Source organism: Streptomyces sp. NPDC041108 (assembly GCF_055592645.1).
This window is the reverse complement of sequence record NZ_JBVIYK010000013.1, coordinates 230121-250125: the sequence shown is the minus strand read 5'-3', so window position 1 is coordinate 250125 and position 20005 is coordinate 230121. Positions and strand designations below refer to the sequence as shown.

General features: G+C 71.8%; 20 protein-coding genes and 1 riboswitch. Of the genes, 9 read left to right on the top strand and 11 right to left on the bottom strand.

What is annotated here, in order from left to right; all coding sequences use genetic code 11:
• Positions 1–26: 26 nt before the first annotated feature.
• Positions 27–395, bottom strand: coding sequence for a PRC-barrel domain-containing protein (locus ACZ6BB_RS31580; RefSeq protein ID WP_471618521.1), 369 nt, complete (start codon positions 393–395; stop codon positions 27–29).
• A 122-nt stretch (positions 396–517) separates the two neighbouring features.
• A riboswitch (glycine riboswitch) is annotated at positions 518–614 on the top strand.
• Between the two features lie 172 nt (positions 615–786).
• Here ACZ6BB_RS31580 and gcvP point away from each other — a divergent pair.
• A complete protein-coding gene (gene gcvP / locus ACZ6BB_RS31575; protein ID WP_471618520.1) occupies positions 787–3672 on the top strand; it encodes an aminomethyl-transferring glycine dehydrogenase in 2886 nt (961 codons plus the stop codon).
• A gap of 115 nt (positions 3673–3787) precedes the next feature.
• On the opposite strand, the gene ACZ6BB_RS31570 is transcribed toward gcvP, so the two are convergent.
• Entirely contained in the window at positions 3788–3988 is a 201-nt protein-coding gene (locus tag ACZ6BB_RS31570; protein WP_013005137.1) for a DUF5999 family protein, read from the bottom strand.
• A gap of 401 nt (positions 3989–4389) precedes the next feature.
• On the bottom strand, positions 4390–4974 hold the full coding sequence (locus tag ACZ6BB_RS31565) for a hypothetical protein (protein WP_471618519.1): 585 nt from the start codon (positions 4972–4974) through the stop codon (positions 4390–4392).
• A gap of 569 nt (positions 4975–5543) precedes the next feature.
• On the opposite strand from ACZ6BB_RS31565, the gene ACZ6BB_RS31560 reads away from it, so the two are divergent.
• Entirely contained in the window at positions 5544–7058 is a 1515-nt protein-coding gene (locus tag ACZ6BB_RS31560; protein WP_471618518.1) for a glutamate-cysteine ligase family protein, read from the top strand.
• Positions 7059–7148: 90 nt separating this feature from the next.
• Positions 7149–7949 (top strand): CPBP family intramembrane glutamic endopeptidase, encoded by an 801-nt coding sequence (locus tag ACZ6BB_RS31555; protein WP_471618517.1) that lies wholly within the window; start codon positions 7149–7151, stop codon positions 7947–7949.
• A 104-nt stretch (positions 7950–8053) separates the two neighbouring features.
• Here ACZ6BB_RS31555 and ACZ6BB_RS31550 read toward each other — a convergent pair whose 3' ends face one another.
• From ACZ6BB_RS31550 to ACZ6BB_RS31540, 3 genes are all read right to left on the bottom strand, one after another.
• A complete protein-coding gene (locus tag ACZ6BB_RS31550) occupies positions 8054–8863 on the bottom strand; it encodes a PhzF family phenazine biosynthesis protein (protein WP_471618516.1) in 810 nt (269 codons plus the stop codon).
• Positions 8864–8987: 124 nt separating this feature from the next.
• Complete coding sequence (locus ACZ6BB_RS31545) at positions 8988–9767, bottom strand: SDR family NAD(P)-dependent oxidoreductase (RefSeq protein ID WP_471618515.1); 780 nt, start codon at positions 9765–9767, stop codon at positions 8988–8990.
• On the bottom strand, positions 9764–10447 hold the full coding sequence (locus ACZ6BB_RS31540; RefSeq protein WP_471618514.1) for an HAD family hydrolase: 684 nt from the start codon (positions 10445–10447) through the stop codon (positions 9764–9766). Before ACZ6BB_RS31540 ends, ACZ6BB_RS31545 begins: the two co-directional genes overlap by 4 nt.
• A 110-nt stretch (positions 10448–10557) precedes the next feature.
• Between ACZ6BB_RS31540 and ACZ6BB_RS31535 the strand changes: the two genes are divergently transcribed.
• The gene (locus ACZ6BB_RS31535; protein ID WP_471618513.1) at positions 10558–11196 is read left to right on the top strand and encodes a PadR family transcriptional regulator; all 639 of its coding nucleotides are present in this window, start codon (positions 10558–10560) and stop codon (positions 11194–11196) included.
• Between the two features lie 113 nt (positions 11197–11309).
• Here the strand turns inward: ACZ6BB_RS31535 and ACZ6BB_RS31530 are convergent, their stop codons facing one another.
• Positions 11310–11738 carry a type II toxin-antitoxin system Rv0910 family toxin gene (locus ACZ6BB_RS31530; RefSeq protein ID WP_471618512.1) on the bottom strand — a complete coding sequence of 143 codons (429 nt, stop codon included), beginning with the start codon at positions 11736–11738 and terminating at the stop codon, positions 11310–11312.
• Positions 11739–12369: 631 nt separating this feature from the next.
• Here ACZ6BB_RS31530 and ACZ6BB_RS31525 point away from each other — a divergent pair.
• Both ACZ6BB_RS31525 and ACZ6BB_RS31520 read left to right on the top strand, forming a co-directional pair.
• A complete protein-coding gene (locus ACZ6BB_RS31525) occupies positions 12370–12921 on the top strand; it encodes a peptidase (protein WP_471618511.1) in 552 nt (183 codons plus the stop codon).
• A 105-nt stretch (positions 12922–13026) separates the two neighbouring features.
• On the top strand, positions 13027–14031 hold the full coding sequence (locus ACZ6BB_RS31520; RefSeq protein ID WP_471618510.1) for an EamA family transporter: 1005 nt from the start codon (positions 13027–13029) through the stop codon (positions 14029–14031).
• Between the two features lie 54 nt (positions 14032–14085).
• Here ACZ6BB_RS31520 and ACZ6BB_RS31515 read toward each other — a convergent pair whose 3' ends face one another.
• Positions 14086–14772, bottom strand: coding sequence for a pyridoxamine 5'-phosphate oxidase family protein (locus ACZ6BB_RS31515; protein ID WP_471618509.1), 687 nt, complete (start codon positions 14770–14772; stop codon positions 14086–14088).
• Positions 14773–14807: 35 nt separating this feature from the next.
• Between ACZ6BB_RS31515 and ACZ6BB_RS31510 the strand changes: the two genes are divergently transcribed.
• On the top strand, positions 14808–16142 hold the full coding sequence (locus ACZ6BB_RS31510; protein ID WP_471618508.1) for an aminotransferase class I/II-fold pyridoxal phosphate-dependent enzyme: 1335 nt from the start codon (positions 14808–14810) through the stop codon (positions 16140–16142).
• Between the two features lie 15 nt (positions 16143–16157).
• Here the strand turns inward: ACZ6BB_RS31510 and ACZ6BB_RS31505 are convergent, their stop codons facing one another.
• Positions 16158–17087: a DMT family transporter gene (locus ACZ6BB_RS31505; RefSeq protein ID WP_471618507.1), complete on the bottom strand. Its 930-nt coding sequence runs from the start codon at positions 17085–17087 to the stop codon at positions 16158–16160.
• 74 nt (positions 17088–17161) lie between these two features.
• On the opposite strand from ACZ6BB_RS31505, the gene ACZ6BB_RS31500 reads away from it, so the two are divergent.
• Positions 17162–18070 (top strand): LysR family transcriptional regulator, encoded by a 909-nt coding sequence (locus ACZ6BB_RS31500; RefSeq protein ID WP_471618506.1) that lies wholly within the window; start codon positions 17162–17164, stop codon positions 18068–18070.
• A 127-nt stretch (positions 18071–18197) separates the two neighbouring features.
• Here ACZ6BB_RS31500 and ACZ6BB_RS31495 read toward each other — a convergent pair whose 3' ends face one another.
• Entirely contained in the window at positions 18198–18716 is a 519-nt protein-coding gene (locus ACZ6BB_RS31495; RefSeq protein WP_471618505.1) for a pyridoxamine 5'-phosphate oxidase family protein, read from the bottom strand.
• 108 nt (positions 18717–18824) lie between these two features.
• Between ACZ6BB_RS31495 and ACZ6BB_RS31490 the strand changes: the two genes are divergently transcribed.
• Complete coding sequence (locus ACZ6BB_RS31490) at positions 18825–19499, top strand: cysteine hydrolase family protein (RefSeq protein WP_471618504.1); 675 nt, start codon at positions 18825–18827, stop codon at positions 19497–19499.
• On the opposite strand, the gene ACZ6BB_RS31485 is transcribed toward ACZ6BB_RS31490, so the two are convergent.
• Positions 19486–19986 carry a Rieske (2Fe-2S) protein gene (locus ACZ6BB_RS31485; protein ID WP_471618503.1) on the bottom strand — a complete coding sequence of 167 codons (501 nt, stop codon included), beginning with the start codon at positions 19984–19986 and terminating at the stop codon, positions 19486–19488. The genes ACZ6BB_RS31490 and ACZ6BB_RS31485 overlap by 14 nt on opposite strands.
• Positions 19987–20005 lie beyond the last annotated feature (19 nt).

Below are 20005 nucleotides of genomic sequence, written 5' to 3'. Positions count from 1 at the left end.
CGGCGTGTGGGTGCGGCGGAATCGGCTCAGGTGTCGTCCTGGCCGGCCGCGTGCCCGAAGTCGTGGTCGACGGGCGGGGGCGGGGCTATGTCCAGGCCGTAGTGGTGGTAGAGCTGGAGTTCCTGCTCGGGAGAGAGGTGGCGGCCCACACCGAAGTCGGGGGCGTCCTTGATCAGGGCGCGCTCGAAGGGGACGCGGAGGGTGCCCTCGACCAGTTCGCTGGGCTCCAGGGGGACGAAGGCGTCGCGGCCGAAGAAACCCATGCGTATCGCGGCCCACTCGGGGATGCCGGTGGCGTCGTCCAGATAGACCTCGTCCACGGTGCCGATCTTGGTGCCCTTGCGGTCGAACGCCTTGCGGCCGATCAGGTTGCGCGGATCGATGTCGGTCTGCACGGGCCCTCCAAGTGTCGCAAGGGGTTGTACATCGTCTCTCACCACTACGAAAAGGCACATTGAGGTGAGCGGCCACTCGAAGACCTGTGCGTTGCCCGCGCTGATACGCTGGCAGCGGCTGTCGACCCCGTGCGGGAGAGTCCTCCGGACCCCATCCGGAGGCGCCGAAGGAGCAACTCCTCCCCGGAATCTCTCAGGCTCACGTACCGCACGGACGAGGTCACTCTGGAAAGCAGGGCGGGTGTCACGGCTCCCGCTCTCACCGACGGTGAAAGCCGGTCCGCACCTGGACCGGTGAAGCTCTCAGGTTGAGATGACAGAGGGGGAGGCCGTCGGGGTGCCCGTGCCGTGGTGCCCCTCGAAGGTCGTGTCAGACCAGGAGGCCTCCGCAATGACCGCCCATCGCATTCCGCTTTCCGAGCTCGAACAGGGCATCCCCTTCGAGCGGCGCCACATCGGCCCGGACGCCGAGGCCCGGGCCAAGATGCTCGCGCACGTCGGGTACGGCTCGCTGGACGAACTGACGGCGGCCGCGGTCCCGGATGTGATCAAGAACGCCGAGGCGCTGGACCTGCCCGGGGCGCGTACCGAGGCCGAGGTGCTCGCCGAGCTGCGTTCGCTCGCGGACCGCAACGAGGTGCTGGGCTCGATGATCGGGCTCGGGTACTACGGGACCTTCACGCCGCCCGTCATTCTGCGCAACGTCATGGAGAACCCGGCCTGGTACACGGCCTACACCCCGTACCAGCCCGAGATCTCCCAGGGGCGGCTCGAAGCCCTGCTGAACTTCCAGACCATGGTCGCCGAGCTGACCGGCCTGCCCACCTCCGGGGCCTCGCTGCTCGACGAGGGCACCGCCGCCGCCGAGGCCATGGCGTTGTCGCGGCGCATGGGCAAGAACAAGAAGGGCCTCTTCCTCGTCGACGCGGACGCGCTGCCGCAGACGATCGCCGTGATCGAGACCCGCGCCGAGCCGGCGGGTGTCGAGGTCGTCGTCGCCGACCTGAGCGAGGGAATCCCCGCCGACATCGCCGCGCGCGACATCAACGGGGTGCTGCTGCAGTACCCGGGCGCCTCCGGTGTCGTACGGGATCTGAAGCCGGTCGTCGAGCAGGCCCACGCACTCGGCGCGCTCGTCACCGTCGCCGCCGATCTGCTGGCGCTGACCCTGCTGACCTCGCCCGGTGAGCTGGGCGCCGACATCGCGGTCGGGACGACGCAGCGCTTCGGTGTGCCGATGGGCTTCGGCGGGCCGCACGCGGGCTACATGGCCGTCCAGGAGAAGTTCGCGCGCAGCCTGCCCGGACGGCTCGTCGGGGTGTCCGTGGACGCGGACGGGCACAAGGCGTACCGGCTCGCCCTGCAGACGCGGGAGCAGCACATCCGCCGGGAGAAGGCGACCAGCAACATCTGCACGGCGCAGGTGCTGCTCGCGGTGATGGCCGGCATGTACGCCGTCTACCACGGGCCGGAGGGGCTGCGGACGATCGCCCGGCGTACCCACCGGTACGCCACCGTGCTCGCCGCGGGGCTCGCGGCCGGTGGTGTCGAGGTCGTGCACGGGTCGTACTTCGACACGCTCACCGTGCGGGTGCCGGGGCGGGCCGGTGAGGTCGTGGCCGCCGCGCGGGAACATGGCGTGAACCTGCACCTCGTGGACGCCGACCTGGTGTCGGTCTCCTGCGACGAGACCACCACGCGGGCGCAGCTGGGCGCCGTGTGGACCGCGTTCGGCGTGGAGGGCGATGTGGAGGCGCTGGACGCCGCCGCCGCGGACACGCTGCCCGAGGGGCTGCTGCGGTCGGACGACTACCTGGCGCACCCGGTGTTCCGCGACCACCGCTCCGAGACCGCGATGCTGCGCTATCTTCGCCGGCTCGCGGACCGGGACTACGCGCTGGACCGGGGCATGATCCCGCTCGGCTCCTGCACGATGAAGCTCAACGCGACCACCGAGATGGAGCCGGTGACGTGGCCCGAGTTCGGGCAGCTGCACCCGTTCGCGCCCGCCGGGCAGGCGCAGGGGTATCTCACGCTCATCCGTGAGCTGGAGGAGCGGCTGGCGGAGGCCACCGGGTACGACAAGGTGTCGCTGCAGCCGAACGCCGGCTCGCAGGGTGAGCTGGCGGGGCTGCTGGCCGTGCGCGCGTACCACCGTGCGAACGGTGACGAGCAGCGGACGGTGTGCCTGATCCCGTCCTCCGCGCACGGCACCAACGCGGCGAGTGCCGTCATGGCCGGCATGAAGGTCGTCGTCGTGAGGACCGCCGACGACGGCGAGATCGACGTCGAGGATCTGCGGGCGAAGATCGAGCAGTACCGCGACGAGCTGTCCGTGCTGATGATCACGTACCCCTCGACGCACGGAGTGTTCGAGGAGCACGTGGCCGACATCTGCGCGCAGGTGCACGACGCGGGCGGCCAGGTGTACGTCGACGGCGCCAACCTCAACGCGCTGGTGGGTCTGGCCAAGCCCGGCCGCTTCGGCGGCGATGTCTCGCACCTCAACCTGCACAAGACGTTCTGCATCCCGCACGGCGGCGGTGGACCCGGTGTCGGGCCGGTCGCGGTGCGTGAGCACCTGGCGCCGTACCTGCCGAAGCACCCGCTGCAGCCCGCGGCAGGGCCGGAGACGGGTGTCGGCCCGATCTCGGCGGCGCCGTGGGGCTCGGCGGGCATCCTGCCGATCTCGTGGGCGTACGTCCGGCTCATGGGCGGTGAGGGGCTGAAGCGGGCCACGCAGGTGGCGGTGCTCAGCGCCAACTACATCGCCAAGCGGCTGGAGCCGCACTACCCGGTGCTCTACACCGGTCCGGGCGGGCTCGTGGCGCACGAGTGCATCATCGACCTGCGGCCGCTGGCCAAGTCGACCGGGGTGAGCGTCGACGACATCGCCAAGCGGCTGATCGACTACGGTTTCCACGCGCCGACGATGTCGTTCCCGGTGGCCGGGACGCTGATGATCGAGCCGACCGAGTCCGAGGACCTCGGGGAGCTGGACCGGTTCTGCGAGGCCATGATCGCGATCCGCGCGGAGATCGAGAAGGTCGGCTCGGGCGAGTGGCCCGCGGACGACAACCCGCTGCGCAACGCCCCGCACACCGCGGGCGCGCTGAGCGGGGAGTGGAACCACGCCTACACGCGTGAGGAGGCGGTCTTCCCGGCCGGGGTCTCGCGCGCGGACAAGTACTGGCCGCCGGTGCGGCGGATCGACCAGGCGTTCGGTGACCGGAACCTGGTCTGTTCCTGCCCGCCGCTGGACGCTTACGAAGCGTAGTCGCGGGCGGATACGCGTCGGGGCCGGTTCGGAGAGTGCTTCTCCGGCCGGCCCCTCTTCTGTCCGGGCGGGCGCCCTGTGCGGGACGCTCGCCCTGCGCACACGTGAGTGTGGCTCAGGCGGCGGTCACCACGGTGCCCATCGGGCGGTGCGGCGCGATGATCTGGCCGTCCGGCAGGAGCTCACCGGTGTCCTCGAAGAGCAGAACGCCGTTGCAGAGCAGGCTCCATCCCTGCTCCGGGTGGTGCGCCACGAGTCGGGCGCCTTCACGGTCGGCGGATTCGGCAGTCGGGCACAGTGGCTGGTGCTGGCACATGGTTGTTGGGATCTTTCGGTTGGTCGTCTGGTCTGAGATGGCTGTTTTGTCTGTCCCGCGGCGTGAAGCCTCGTTCATGGCCGCCCCCCGTTGTGATAAATCGGTCCGGTCCCAGTGTTGCCCCACGGGCGTCATTCCGCAGGCATTTCGCAGCACGACTTCTTCACAGGTTGATGACGCAACGCCCGCCCGGAAGGTTCATCCCCATCGCACTGTCCTTTCGGGTGGTGCGACATGGTCGGATGGGGCTAGTCCGGCACGGGGAAGGCGTGGGAATAGCTCGTACGAGCGTTTTGACGCCCGGAAGAGCGGTAATTCCCCGTAGCGATGAATGAGCGCCCCGTCACCGTTATATCGGTGACGGGGCGGGCGTGGTGTGAAAGGTGGTGCGGTCCGGGATTTCAGGCGGGCGATCCCAACAGGGGCACGGGTGTCAGCCGGGTGGTCAGCACCGGGAGGAGATCGGCGGCCAGGTGTGGCCGGTGGGCGGCTATGCCGGGCGGCGCGGGCGCCAGCGGGACCAGTACGTCGGCCGGAGCCGGGTGCCCGGTGGCGGCGTCGGCGGTGGGGTCGGCGTGCAGCCAGAGCGTGAGCATGTACAGCTCGGGCACCGACAGCAGGCGTGGCTGGTAGGGCTGCTGCATGAGGTCGGCCTGGCGCAGGGCGAGTTCGGTCGAGGTGATGTACGGGCCTTCGAAGAAGTGCGAGAACGCCCAGCCGTCCGGGGTCAGCCGGGTCTCGGCGGCGGCCACGGCGCGGTCGCCGCAGCGGATCAGGAACCGCCATCCGGTGAGCCGGGCGGTGCCGGTGCCCTCCGGGGTGATCCGGTCGAGCACGTGGACGGGCAGCGGGATCTCGGGTGTGACGGGGCCCTGTGCGTTCTTCAGGGCGGGAGTGCGCGCCTCGTGGACGGCGGTGGGAGAACCGAGGGCCGTGAGGACGGTGCGCAGGGCGGGCGCGGGAGCCGGGGGGACATGCAGCGGCATGGTGAGTGGCCTCTCCATTCGGCAGGCACGGTGACGCGAGGGCGGGGGCGGACGGCGCTGTCAGCTCTCTGGGATCGAAGAGACGGGTGCCCGGGGTCCGGTGCGTGGGTGGGGTCCGCCGCGGTGGCCCGACGGCAGGACCGAGGACCGCGGGTGCCGGCTCTCAGCCTCGTTTGCAGAGTTTATACGACATGCGTTCACGCAGTGTTTCGTCTAGCCGCTCCGGATATGAAGAACAAGGCTGTATCAGGCCGCCGGAACATGCATGCCACCCCCATTTCAGGTAGGGGTGTGCCGGTGACCTCGGATTACCACCGCGTACGGGACGGCCGGTTCTCGTCGACGCTTTTCACGAAAGGGCGTCGGCCAGTAAGCGCGTACTCTTTCTTGCCCGCTGAATGTGCCAGAAGCATGCCGAGGAAATAAGGTCGGAGAAGACCGGGCTCAGCCTAGCGTGTGCAGGTCCCGCGTGGGACGTTACCGCTGGCTCTGCCTGGGCATCATCAACCGTGGACCCGGTACACCAGCGGCCGAGATGTCGGCCCGCCCATCCGAGGAAGGACACTTCGATGGGGGAGAAGGTCGTGGCGGGGCCGTTTGGCCTCTCCGATCGCCAGCAGTACCGCGACAAGCTCCGGCAGTGTCTGGCGGGGCTGGCGCGACTGTTGGAGGAGAAGCGGTTCGACCGCCCCAGGAACCTCATGGGTGTGGAGATCGAGCTGAACCTCGTCGACGGCGACGGTTTGCCGAGAATGATGAATGCGCAAGTACTCGAACGCATTGCGAGCCGAGATTTCCAAACAGAACTCGCCATGTTCAATCTGGAAGTCAACATAGCTCCACACCGGCTGGAGGGCCGGGTATTCGACCAGCTTTCCGAGGAGCTGCGCACGTCCCTCGCCTATGCCGACCGCAAGGCGGTCGAGGTGGGCGCGGGCATCGTGATGATCGGTATTCTCCCCACGCTGGGCCGTGACGACCTGGTCTCCTCGAACCTCTCCGCGGGCGACCGCTACACCCTGCTGAACGATCAGATCGTCGCCGCCCGCGGCGAGGACTTCACCCTGGACATCGACGGGGTGGAGCGGCTCGTCTGCACCTCGAAGTCCATCGCGCCGGAAGCCGCCTGCACCTCCGTGCAACTGCATCTGCAGGTGACGCCGGGCCGGTTCGCGGACGTGTGGAACGCCGCCCAGGCGGTCGCCGCCGCGCAGGTCGCCATCGGTGCCAACTCGCCGTTCCTGTTCGGGCACGAACTGTGGCGGGAGTCGCGGCCGCCCCTGTTCCAGCAGTCCACCGACACCCGGCCGCCCGAACTCCAGGCCCAGGGGGTGCGGCCGCGCACCTGGTTCGGGGAGCGGTGGATCTCCTCGGCGTACGAACTCTTCGAGGAGAACCTGCGCTTCTTCCCGGCCCTGCTGCCCATCTGCGACGACGAGGATCCGATCGGCGTCCTCGACGCGGGCGGCACTCCCTCGCTCGCCGAACTCACCCTGCACAACGGCACGATCTACCGCTGGAACCGGCCCGTCTACGGCATCGCCGACGGGGTCCCGCACCTGCGGGTCGAGAACCGGGTGCTGCCCGCCGGGCCGACCATCACGGACGTGATCGCCAACGCGGCCTTCTACTACGGGGTCGTCCGCGCGCTGGCGGAGGAGTCGCGGCCCGTGTGGACCCGGCTGCCGTTCGAGGCGGCCGCCGCCAACTTCGACGAGGCGTGCCGCCACGGCATCGACGCACGGCTGCAGTGGCCCCGCGGACGGTACGGCGGAGTGGGACCGGTGGATGCCGTGAACCTCGTGCGCGACGAACTGCTGCCGCTCGCGGAGGTCGGGCTGGACGCCTGGGGGGTCGAGCCGGCCGACCGGGACTTCTACCTCGGGGTGATCGAGGAGCGCTGCCGGCGACGGGCCAACGGGGCGTCATGGCAGGTGGAAACGTTCCATCGGGCGCTGGCCAAGGGCCTGGGACGGGACGCGGCGCTGGCCGCCACCACCCGGCGCTACGGTGAGCTGATGCACTCCGGAGAGCCCGTCCACAGCTGGCCGGTCGGGCTCCCGGAGCCGGTGCCGCTGGGCTGAGGAGCCGCCCGCGAGGGCAGCCGCCGGAAAGTCCCGGACCGCCGCGGGTGATGATGGACCCTCGGCGGGGCCGGACAACTGGAGGCGTGGGTGCAGGGGCAGGCGGAGGCGGCGGAGGGCGCGGTGCCGCGGGAGCGGCCGAGCCGGCGGATCCTGAGGGACGAGACACTGCTCGTGCTCGGGGTCTCGCTCGGCGCGAGCGGGGTGTCCGCGCTGATCAGCTTCATCGGATCGGTCACCAAGCCGGGCGGGCTGAAGGACCAGGCGGCCACCATGAACGCCTCCGCCGCGCCGGGCCGGCCCTGGCTCGACCTCGCGTGGCAGCTGTTCGGCATCACCACCGCCCTGGTCCCGGTCGCCCTGGTCGCGCACTTCCTGCTGCGTGAGGGCGCCGGACTGCGCACCCTCGGGTTCGACCGGACGAAGCCGTGGCCCGACCTCGGCCGGGGCGCGGCGATCGCCGCGGTGATCGGCAGCACGGGCATCGCCTTCTACCTGGCGGCCCGCGGCCTCGGGTTCAACCTCACGGTCGTGCCGGAGGCGCTGCCCGAGGTGTGGTGGAAGCACCCCGTGCTGATCCTCTCCGCGATCCAGAACGCGGTCCTCGAAGAGGTCATCGTGGTCGGGTACCTGCTGCGCCGGCTCCAGCAGCTCGGCTGGTCACCGGGGAGCGCGCTCGCCGCCAGCTCGGTGCTGCGCGGGTCGTACCACCTCTACCAGGGCATCGGCGGCTTCGTCGGCAACATGGTGATGGGGGTCGTGTTCGTCTTTCTGTACCGGCGATGGGGGCGTGTGGGGCCGCTCGTGGTGGCCCACTCGCTGCTCGACATCGGGGCGTTCGTGGGCTACGCGCTGCTGGCGGGGAAAGTGGGCTGGCTGCCCACCGCGTGAGGCGTTCGTGGGCCGCGGGCCGCCGGGCAGGAGGTGTCGGCGACAGATCGACATGTCGCCAGGTCCATGGGCCGGCGGATCGGCGGGTCGGCGGGTCCGAGCGGTCAGGCCATCAGTTCGCCGTCGATGACCGTGACCGCGCGGCCGGAGAGCAGGGTGCGCTCGCCGCGGAGTTCGGTGCGCACGCGGCCGGAGCGGGGGGACGCCTGCAGGCCGGTGAGGTCCGGGCTGCCCAGGCGCGCGGACCAGTAGGGGGCGAGTGCGGTGTGGGCGCTGCCCGTGACGGCGTCCTCGTCGATGCCGATGTTCGGGAAGAAGCACCGCGAGACGTAGTCGTACCCGGCGGCGGGGTCCTCGGCGCGGGCCGTGGCGATGATCCCGCGCTCGGAGTAGCGGCCGAGGGACCGGAGGTCCGGGGCAAGCCCCAGGACCGTCTTCTCGTCGGCCAGCTCCACCAGAAGGTCGCCCACGTTCGGGCCGGTGTCGACGGCGCCCAGCGGCTCGGCGCCCAGCGCCTCGGCTACGCCGTCCGGGACGGCGACCGGGGTGAGGGGCGCGGTCGGGAAGTCGAGGGTGAGCGAGCCGTCCGGGCGGGGGGTGGCGAGGAGAACGCCGCTGCGCGAGGCGAACCGTACGGGACCCTCATGGGTGTTCGTGCTGTTCAGGACGTGTGCTGTGGCGAGTGTGGCGTGGCCGCACATCGCCACCTCGGCGACCGGCGTGAACCAGCGCAGTGCCCAGTCGGCCTCGCCGCCCGGCGGGAGGGGATGGGCGAACGCGGTCTCGGCGTGGTTGACCTCTCTGGCCACGTTCTGCAGCCAGGTGTCCTCCGGGAAGGCGTCGAGGAGGAGGACTCCGGCCGGGTTGCCGGAGAAGGGGCGGTCGGTGAAGGCGTCCACGATACGAATGCGCATGGGACGACGCTAGGGCGTCGGTGGAGCGGCAGGCCAAGGCCAATTTTGGGGTGGTGGACCGGTTTTCGGGGGCCAGTCGTGCGTGGGGCGGGCTGTCTTCCCGCCCCACGCGGGGCGCGGCCTGCTAGTGGACGGAGAAGCCGCCGTCCACGAAGACCGACTGGCCGGTGATGTAACCGGCCGAGCGCCCGGCCAGGAAGACGGCGGCACCGGCGAAGTCCTCGGCCAGGCCGTTGCGGCCGGCCAGGGTGCGTGCGGCGAGGGCCGCCACCTTCCGCGGGTCGGACGAGAGCCGGGTGTTGAGCGGGGTCGGGACGAAGCCCGGGACCAGGGTGTTGCAGGTGACGCCGTGGGGCGACCACTCCTCGGCCTGCGAGCGGGCCAGCGACTCCAGCGCGCCCTTGGAGACGCCGTACGCGCCGCTGCGGACGAACGCCCGGTGTGCCTGCTGTGAGGTGATGTGGATGATGCGGCCGTAGCCGCGCTCGGCCATGCCCGGGCCGAATCGCTGGCCCAGCAGGAAGGGCGCGTCCAGGTTCACGGCCATGGTCGTGTCCCACACGTCCTCGCCCAGTTCGCTCAGCGGCGGCCGCAGGTTGACGCCGGCGCTGTTGACGAGGATGTCGGGCTCCCCGAACGCCTCGACCGCCCGCTCGGCCGCCGCACGCACACCGGCACGGGTGCTCAGGTCGCCGCTCACCCGGGCCGCCCGGCAGCCGTCCGCCGTCAGCTCGTCGACCGTTGCCGTCAGCTCGGCCTCCTTGCGCGCGACGATCACGACGCTCGCGCCGGCCCGGGCGAGAGCCGAGGCGATGGCCCTGCCGATGCCGGAGCTGCCGCCCGTCACCACGGCGACCCGGCCGTCCAGCGAGAACAGGGAGGAGAGATAGCTGTCGGAGATCATTCCCGCACCCTAGAGGGCGCGTCGGCGGAGCGGTTCGCGGTGCCGATGACGTGCTGGATCGCGGAGGCGATGTCGGCCGCGACGTGGGTGGGCCGGAAGGCGGTCTCGTTCCAGGCGCGGCCGTGCGCCACCCAGACGCTGCGCAGGCCGAGGGCGTCGGCGCCCGCGATGTCGGCGTGGGCCGCGTCGCCGACCACCCAGGCGCCGGGAAGCGGGAGCCCGGCGACGGCGGCCGCCGCGTGGAAGATCTCCGGCTCGGGCTTCTTGTGGCCGACGGCTTCGGAGACGACCCAGCCCTGTACGAGCCGGTCGAGCCCGGTGCGGCGGATCTTCGCCTCCTGCTGGGCGGTTCGCCCGTTGGTGACGATCACGCAGGTCCAGCCGCTGCCGCGCGCGCGGTCGAGTGCCTCGCGGATGGTGGGGGCCAGGACCACGCGGTCGGCGGCGCCGGTGTCGAGCAGAGTGCCGACGGCGCCGGGCGGTACCGCGTCCGCGTAGCGGTCGGTGAGGGTGGCGGCGACCTCGTGGCGCGGGGTGTAGCCGCCCGCGTCGACGGCCGTCACCCAGGGCAGGTCGGTGGCGGGCAGACCGTGTGCGCGCAGGAAGGCGGCCACGGCGGCCCGGAAGGCCGCGTCGCGGTCGATCAGGGTGTTGTCCAGGTCGAGCAGCAGCAAGGGCATGCGCGGCAGTACATCACGACGGCGTTCTCGCGGAGGGGCTTGTCAGGCGACAGGTCCCGATATATCGTTGAAGCATCGCGACAGATCAACGATGGAATGGAGTGATTGCGATGCGTTCCCGTGGACAGGACTTCGGATTCGAGCGTGGACATGGACGCCGTGGTGGGGAGCACCCCCGCGGCCGAGGTGACGCCGAGGCGCTGCGCGCCGCCTTCGGGCCGTTCGGGCCGGGCCATGGTGGCCCCGGACCGTTCGGACCCTTCGGTGGGGGACCCTGGGGTGGGCGTGGCCGGGGCGGCCCTCGGGGAAGGGCACGGCGGGGCGATGTGCGCGCGTCGATCCTGGCCCTCCTCAAGGACAGGCCCATGCACGGCTACGAGATGATCCAGGAGATCGCCGAGCGCAGTGGCGGGGCGTGGAAGCCCAGCCCCGGTTCGGTGTACCCCACCCTTCAGCTGCTGGAGGACGAGGGGCTGATCGCCAGTGCGACCGAGGGCGGCAAGAAGCTGTTCTCGCTCACCGAGGCGGGCCGCACCGCGGCCGAGGAGGGGCCCGAGGCCCCTTGGGAAGAGGCCTCGCGCGGGGTCGACTGGGAGGCGCTGAGCGAGATCCGGCAGGCCGGCTTCGGTCTGATGGAGGCGTTCGGCCAGGTCTGGAAGACCGGCGACAAGGATCAGCGCGACAAGGCGCTGACGGTGATCAACGAAGCCCGCAAGAAGCTGTACCTCATCCTCGCCGACGAGGACTGACGGCAGTGTGCGGGTGACATGTGCGAGGCGCCCCGCGGAGAGGGATCTCCGCGGGGCGCTTTCGTGCGCGTGGGGCGTGCGAGAGGTGTGCGGGGGTGCGGACCGGCGTGGGGTCAGGTCACGAGGCCGCTCAGCTTGCGCAGGGACTCGTCGAGCGCGGCCGTGGCGGAGTCCCTGAGCCTGCCCGCCATCAGGGAGACGGCGGCGCCGGTGAACCGGCCGTCGATGCGGACCGTGGTGGCGCCGCCGTCGGGGGTGAGGGTGTAGCGGGTGGCGAGGTCCACGGCCATGGGACCCTTGCCGCGGATGGCCAGGGTGCGGGCGGGTTCCAGTTCGGCGATGGTCCATTCGACCTCGGCGGGGAAGCCCATGAGCCTCAGGTTCTCCTGGAAGGTGCCGCCGACCACGAGGGCCTCGGGGCCGCCCTTGGGGAAGCCGGTGTGGGTGGTGTTCCACTCGCCGTACGCGGACCAGTCGACGAGCCGGGCCCAGACCTGGTCGGCGGGTGCCTCGATGCGTGCCTCGGCGCTGACATCGGCCATGCGACAACCCCTTCGTCTCGGACGGTGGTGTCGCGGAACGTAGCCTCGGGGCCCGGAACATTCAATACTGATGAACCGTCAGGAAGTGGTGGCCGGGTCGCCGGTCCGCCCGGGCCGGTGTCGGTCGCCCCGGGGTCGGTGTCGGTCGGCCCGGGGGTGCCGGGAGGTCCGGGGCGGCCTCGGTGGGGGCGGCGTCTACGTCACCTGCCGGATCAGTGCCGCGTCGAACACGTCCCGCGCCCGGGGAAACGGCTCTCGTCATGGCAGTGCCAGGCTTCCCGGGACAGATCGGCGGGCAGCGCGTTCCGAGGGGCGTGCACCCGGTACGCGTACTGCCTGCCGTCGACCGCCGGCAGGGTCACCGGCCGGCACCCGCACTCCATGCGGTGAGAGACGAGCGCCGGTGCGTGGCGGTTGCGTTCCGGGCGCGGAGCAGGGCGGCGCGCGCCCCTGAGGCGAGGGGGTCGGATCTCATCCGTAGGGAGGAGAGGCGGCTCCTTCTTGCGCAACCTGTGCCGGAGGCGAGAATGCTTCCTCTCGTGGATGACCAGAAGGTGCCGGGACTGATGGGGTGGGGGGCGTGCTACCCCGTATTCCCCGGCAGTCGGCCGTAGACCATGGTCCGGATCACGTGGAGATCGAGGGCGGGCTCACGGATGAGCTGGCCTCGGTGGTCGCCGGTGCACGCAGACGGGCCCTGCGGGACGGGGACCGGCAGATCGACACCGCCCATCTGCTGCATTCCCTCGTGGAGTCCGACCCGGAGGTCTGCGCCGCCTTCGACGGCCCGCAGGTCGCCCGGCTCCTCGGCTATCTCGTGCAGCGCAGCATCGGGTACGGGCTGCGCTGGCGGATCGGTGTCGAGGACGCCGGTGTCGTCCCGGGCGGGCCGGGCAGGCCCGGCTGGTCGCCCGTGGCGACCCGGGCGATGACACGGGCGTACGACCGTGCCGTGCTGCGGGGCGCGGAGTCGGCCCACGGCGTCGACCTGCTCGCGGTGCTCGTCGTGGCCACCGGTTCGCGGGCCGTGGAGGTGCTGGGCAAGGTCGGTGTCGACGGGGAGGTGGTGGCGCGACGGATCGCGGAGGCCGGCGGGGGCGGTGGCACGGGGCGGATCCCGGAGACCGGCGACGGCGGTGTCACGGGGCGGGGGATGAACGGGGAGGAGGGGGCGGAGGCATGACGGGTTGTCGGGGCACGCCCGGCCGTCCCGGTGGTGCCCGGCCGCCGTCCAGGCACTGAGACAGGAGTCAATGGGGATGACGCTCCTGTCGCCGGCTGACATCATGTGCCGGTGCATACGTCTCAGGGGAGTCAGGGGTATCGCGGGCGTGGCGTCGGGCTGGTGCTCGCGCTGGGGTCCGCGGTCGCCTTCGGTGGATCGGGTACGGCGGCGAAGCCGCTCATCGAGGCCGGGCTCGATCCGCTGCACGTGGTGTGGCTGAGGGTCTTCGGTGCCGCGTTGGTGATGCTGCCGCTGGCCGTGCGTCACCGGGATCTGGTGCTCCGGCGGCCCGCGCTGCTCGTCGGGTTCGGGCTGTTCGCCGTGGCCGGTGTGCAGGCGTTCTACTTCGCCTCGATCTCCCGGATCCCCGTCGGCGTCGCGCTCCTCGTGGAGTACCTCGGACCGGCCATCGTCCTCGGCTGGGTGCGGTTCGTGCAGCGGCGGCCGGTGACGCGGGCCGCCGCGCTCGGTGTCGTCCTCGCCGTCGGCGGCCTCGCCTGTGTCGTGGAGATCTGGTCGGGGCTGAGCTTCGACCCGCTCGGCCTGCTGCTGGCGCTCGGGGCCGCCTGCTGCCAGGCCGGGTACTTCGTGCTGTCCGATCAGGGCGGCGACGAGGGGGCCGAGGCCCCGGATCCGCTCGGGGTGATCGCCTACGGGCTGCTGGTGGGCGCCGCGGTGCTCACGGTGGTGGCGCGGCCCTGGGGGATGGAGTGGCGGGTGCTCGGGGGCGACGCCTCGATGGACGGTACGGCTGTTCCGGCGTGGGTGCTGCTCGGCTGGGTGGTGCTGCTCGCCACGGTGGTCGCGTACGGGACCGGGGTGGTGGCCGTGCGGCGGCTGTCGCCGCAGGTGGCCGGGGTCGTGGGGTGCCTGGAGGCGGTCGTGGCGACGGTGCTCGCGTGGGTGCTGTTGGGGGAGCATCTGTCGGCGCCGCAGATCGCGGGCGGGGCGGTGGTGCTGGTCGGGGCGTTCGTCGCGCAGCGGTCCGCGGTGCGGGAGGCGGTGCCGGGACGGTCGGGCGGGGCGATTGAGGAGGGGGTCGAGCCGGAGCTGTCGGTTCGCCCCTGAAGGCCCCGGGGTGGCGCCTCGCCGTTGAGGTGGGCCCGGGGGCGGGGACGAGTACTACAGGGTCTTGAGGTAGTCCGGGAGTTCCGTGCCGGCGGGCAGGCCGGGGTCCGGGATCGGGGTGTCGTAGCCCTTGCGGAGGGGGACGACACCGGCCCAGTGGGGGAGGGTGAGGTCTTCGGGCTCCTCGTTGACGCCGCCGGTGCGGGTCTTGGCCGAGACCTCGTTCAGGTCGAGGCGGATCACGGCGGTGGCCGCGAACTCCTTGGGGTTGGCGGGCCGGGAGTCCCGCGAGCGGCCCGGTACGACGTGGTCGACGAGCGCGTCCAGGGCGATCCGCCGCTCCTGCGGGTCCGTGACCTGGTGGGCGATGCCGTGCACCACGACCGAACGGTAGTTGATCGAGTGGTGGAAGGCGGAGCGGGCCAGGACCAGCCCGTCCACGTGGGTCACCGTCAGGCACACCGGGAGCCCCGGGTCGGCCTGGCCCGTCATCCGCAGCGGGCGTGAACCGGTCGAACCGTGCACGTAGAGCGTCTCGCCGACCCGGCCGTACAGCGTGGGCAGCACCACCGGGGCGCCGTCGCGGACGAAGCCGAGATGGCAGACGTAGCCCTCGTCGAGTATCGCGTGGACCAGGTCCTTGTCGTACGACGCCTTCTCCCCGCCCCGGGTGACGACGGTGCGGTCGGTGGGGTGGTAGGCGGCGGCCGGTGGTGTCGTCGGCTGTGGTGTCCCCGTCATTGCGCTCCCCATTGCACTAGTGCATAGTTTGGTTTGTGCTAGGAGAATACATGGTCACCGGGCGGCGTGCGGCGGATATCGCGGCGAGCGTCGAGCGGGCGGTCGGGGCGGGGGAGCTGACTCCTGGTCAACTACTGCCACCCATGCGGGAGTTGGCGGAAAGGCTAGGGGTGAACCCGAACACCGTCGCGGCCGCCTACCGCACGCTGCGTGAGCGCGGAGTCATCGAGACGGCCGGGCGGCGGGGGAGTCGTGTGCGGCCCCGGCCGGCGACGACGGGGCGCGAGTACATCCGGGTGGAGGTGCCGGAGGGCGTGCGCGACCTCGCGGATGGCAATCCCGACACCGCCCTGCTGCCGCGTCTCGCCGAGGCGTTCACGGCCGCCGCCCAGCAGGGTGACCGTGAGCCCGTGCTGTACGGGTCGGGCTCCGTGGAGCCCGAGCTGGCGCGGATCGCGCGGGCCGAGCTGGACGCCGACGGGGTGCCGGACGGGCCGGTCACGGTCACCTCCGGTTCGCTCGACGCGATCGAACGCGTCCTGGTCGCCCACCTCAAACCCGGGGACGCCGTCGCCGTCGAGGACCCGGGGTGGGGCAGTGTGCTCGACCTCGTCCCGGCGCTCGGACTGCGCCTCGTGCCGGTCGGTGTCGACGACGAAGGGCCGCTCGCCGACGACGTCCGCGGGGCGCTGGAGGCCGGGGCGCGGGCCCTGATCGTCACCGATCGCGCGCAGAACCCCACCGGCGCGGCCGTGAGCGCCGCACGGGCGCGTGCCCTGCGGTCCGTGCTGGGGGAGCATCCCGAGACCCTGCTCATCGAGGACGACCACGGCTACCGGATCGTCGACCAGCCCCTCCATCCGCTGGCCGGGGCCACCCGCAGCTGGGCCTTCGTACGGTCGGTGGCCAAGGCGTACGGCCCCGACCTGCGGCTCGCGGTGCTCACCGGGGACGCCGTCACGGTCGACCGGGTCCGGGGCCGGCAGCGGCTGGGGCCGGGCTGGGTGAGCCGGCTGGTGCAGCGGGCCGTCGTACGGCTGTGGACCGGCGGCGCGGTGGACGCCGAGGCCGTGGCGGCGGCGTACGGGAGGCGGCGCGACGCGCTGATCGGCGCCCTCGCGCGGCGCGGGGTCGAGGCGCACGGGGTCAGCGGGATGAACGTGTGGATCCGGGTCCCGGACGAGACCGGCGCGGTCGCCCGCCTGCTCCACGCAGGGTGGGCCGTCGCGCCCGGCGCACGCTTCCGCATGAACGCCCCGCAGGGGATCCGGATCACGGTCTCCGCCCTCACCGAGGAGGAGATCGGGAGGGTAACGGAGGCGGTGGCCTCGGCGGTGCGGCCGGGCTCCGATGGCGGCGGTTACGTATGAGGACACCCTGAGGATTCAGGTGCGCGGCCTGACCTGGGTCAGGGCCGCTCCCGCCAGCACGATCGCCGCGCCGACCGGGGTCGACCAGGCCAGGGGCTCGCCGAGCAGCACCACACCGGCGGCCGTGGCGATGACCGGGATGAAGTAGGTGACCATCTGGGCGGTGGTCGGACCTACCTCGGAGACCAGGCCGTACTGGAGGAGCATGGCGACACCCGTGCCGAGGGTGCCCAGGGCGACGACCGCCAACAGGGGCAGGATCGGGAAGCTGCTCGGCAGGGTCGTGAACAGCGGGGTGACGCAGGCCAGTTGCGCGGTGGCCAGCAGGAGTTGGGCGCCGGTGAGAGACAGGTGCGACGTGCTGGTGCCGGCCAGGGTGCGGCGGACGTAGATCCAGCCGACCGGATAGCTGAGGGAGGCCAGCAGTGCCATCGTGGTGCCCCGCGCGTCCAGCCCGCTGAAGCCCTGCCAGGCGCCGAGCACGGTGAGCACGCCGAGGAAGCCGAGGCCGAGACCGGCGACCCGCACCCGGGTCGGGCGGTCCTCCGAGAGCGCCACCAGGGAGAGCGCCATGCCCCACAGGGGCGAGGTCGCGTTGCAGATGCCCGCCAGTGCGGAGGGGATGGTCAGCTCCGCGTAGGCGAAGAGGGAGAACGGCAGTGCGTTGAGGAGCAGGGCCGCCACCGTGAGGTGCCCCCAGGTGCGGGCGCCGCGCGGCAGCCGCTCCCGCTTCACCGCCATCGCCACCGCGAGCACCAGCGTGCCGAACAGCAGCCGCCCGAAGGTGACCTGGAACGGCCCGTACGCCTGGGTGCCCACCTTGATCAGGAGGAAGCTGAAGCCCCAGACGAGGGAGAGGAAGGCGAAGCGCAGGCGCCAGTCGACGGCGGCGCGGGCACGTCCGGGCAGGGAGGCGGGAGGGCGCGTGGGCGTGGCGGTGGTCATGCCCCCACCCTGGTGTCCGCCAATCTTGTAGCACAAGCGAGAATTCATGCGCTGAATCTCGTAGCATCTCTTACATGTTGAATCTGGAGAGGCTGCGCACCCTCGACGCGCTGGCCCGGCACGGTTCGGTCAGCGGGGCCGCCGAGGGGCTGCATGTGACGACCTCGGCCGTCTCGCAGCAGATGGCCAAGCTGGAACGGGAGGTCGGACAGCGGCTCCTCGCCAAGAACGGGCGGGGCGTGCGCCTCACCGACGCGGGGCGGCTGCTCGCCGAGCATGCCGCGCGCATCCTGTCGCAGGTCGAGCTGGCCCAGGCCGACTTGGAGGCGCAGCGCGGGCAGGTCGTCGGCGAACTGCGGCTGGCCGCGTTCCCCACGGCCGTCCGGGGACTGTTCCCCGCCCTCTTCCGTGCGCTGCGGGACGACCATCCCGCGCTGCGCGTGCGCTCACGGGAGCTGGAGCCCGAACTCGCCATCAACGCGGTGATCCGGGGCGACGTCGACCTGGCCGTCGTCCTCGACTGGTACAACAAGCCGCTGCCCGTCCCCGAGGGCCTCGCCAGGGCAGCGATCCTCGACGACCCGGTGGAGGTGGCCCTGCCCGAGGACCACCCGCTCGCCGGGCGGGACGAGATCGACCTGCGGGAGCTGGCGGAGGAGCCGTGGGTCGCCTGGCCCGAGGGGGAGTTCTGCCACGAATGGCTGCTCTACACGCTGCGTGCCAACGGGATCGAGCCCCAGATCGCCCACCGGGCCGGTGAGCACCACACCCAACTGGCCCTGGTGGCAGCCGGGTTGGGTGTCTGCATCGCACCCCGGCTCGGCCGCGACCCGATGCCGGCCGGGATGCGGACGGTCCCGGTGCGCCCCCGGGTCCACCGGAGCGTCTACGCGGTATGGCGCGCGGACGCCGACCGGCGGCCGTCGATCAGGGCGGCGGTCGAGGCGCTCCGGGCGGCGGGGGCCGCGTGCGGCTCGGGATGAACCAACGCCGGCCCCGTGCCCGGGGATCGGGCCGAGCGGGCGGAGGTCCCGCCGCCGTTCGCGGGGTGCGCCGATCCCGCGGCCGTCGCGTGCCTCGCCGAGCGCGTGCAATCGCCGAGCGCGTGTCTCACCGAGGCGGAGTGACGGGCGGGCGGTGTACCTCGCGGGGCACTCCGGCCGGGGGCTGTTCCAGCTTGCGGAAGTCCCAGGTCGCGATCGCGTCCGGCGTCAGGCGCAGCCAGGCGTGCCTGCCGTCGTGCGGCATCTCGTCGATGCCGAAGTTCTTGCGGGCGAACCGCCGCTCCACCTCGACGAGTTCGGGGACCGGCTCGCCCGTACGCGGTGCCTCGCCGACGAACTCGACGGTGCCGGACAGCTCCGCACCACGCAGTTCGCCGTACTCCTCGCCCGCATCGACCACGACGGCGACGTGCGGATCGCGGCGCAGCGCGGACCACCGCTTGCTGCGGGTGATCGAGTAGAGCCAGAGCGACGTGCCGTCCCAGACGTACCAGAGCGGGCTGATGTGCGGGGCGCCGTCGGACGAGACCGTCGCGACCCGGCAGGTGTGCTGCGCGCCGAGGAACTCGTCCAGTTCGGCGGGTTCCATCATGATCTTCCGGCCCCGGCGCTGCGTGACGGTCATCGACTTCCCCTTCGCTGACGTAGCGTCAGAAGAGCATCGGCCGTCTTCCGTCCATGTGCAAGGGGGGTTACGCTCGCCCGCCCGATCGCCGGCGACAAGGGGAACGGCATGCCGTCGTACGCCAACGAGGACGCGAGCGACTCCAGGAGGCGGCGGGAGCTGGACGGGCTGCTCGAACCCGCCACCACCGTCCTGCTCACCGTCGAGTGTCAGCGGGGGGTCGTCGGACCGGACGGCGCACTGCCCGAACTCGCCCGCGAGGCACGCTCGTCGGGGGCGCTCGCCAACGTGGCCAGGCTGGTCGACGCGGCCCACAGGAGTGGCGTTCAGGTCATGCACGCCGTCGCCGAGCGGCGGCCGGACGGGCGGGGGGCCAACCACAACGCCCGCCTGTTCCGCGCGGCGGAACGGCTGCCCGTACGGCAGTTGACGGGCAGCGAGGCCGTGCGCGTCGCCGCGCCCATCGAGGTCGCCGAGGAGGACCTGGTCGTACGGCGGCTGCACGGGCTGTCGCCGCTGGCGGGCACCGACGTGGACGCGCTGCTGCGCAATCTGGGGTGCCGCACGCTGATCGTCACCGGTGTCTCGGCCAACGTGGCCGTGCCGAACGCCGTGTTCGACGCGGTGAACCGCGGCTACCACGTCGTCGTCATCGGGGACGCCGTCGCGGGGGTGCCTGCCGACTACACCCCCGCGATGATCCGCCACACCCTCGCGCTGGTCGCCACGGTCGCGACCACCGACGAGGTGCTGGCGTGCCTGACGAGGATCAGGCCAGCGTGATGGAATCACCCGAGACGCTGACCTTCTTGGCCGGCAGCGGCTCCGTGGCCGGGCCGCTCTTCACACTGCCGTCGGCGATCGAGAAGTTGCTGTTGTGACACGGGCAGTTGATCACGCCGTCGGCGATCGACTTCACGGCACACCCCCGGTGGGTGCAGGTGGCGGAGAACGCCTTGTACTGGCCCGCCTCCGGCTGGGTGATGACGACGCCCTCGCTCGGGAAGATCTTGCCACCACCCTCCGGAATGTCCGAGGTCTTGGCGATCGCCGTGCCGCCGGCGCCGCCGCTCGTGCTGCCGCCGCTCGCCTCGGCGGTCGAGTCGCCCCCTGCCCCTGCCCCTGCCCCGGTACCGGACGAGTTCGAGGTCGACGGGTCGTCCTCCGACCCGCACGCGGTCAGCGCGACGGCGAGTCCTGCCACGCCGGCCGCCGCCATGACGGTGCGACGGCCCGGAATCGAAGCGGGGTTGATCGTTTCGCTGGTCATGCCGGCGGTTCCTCCCGAG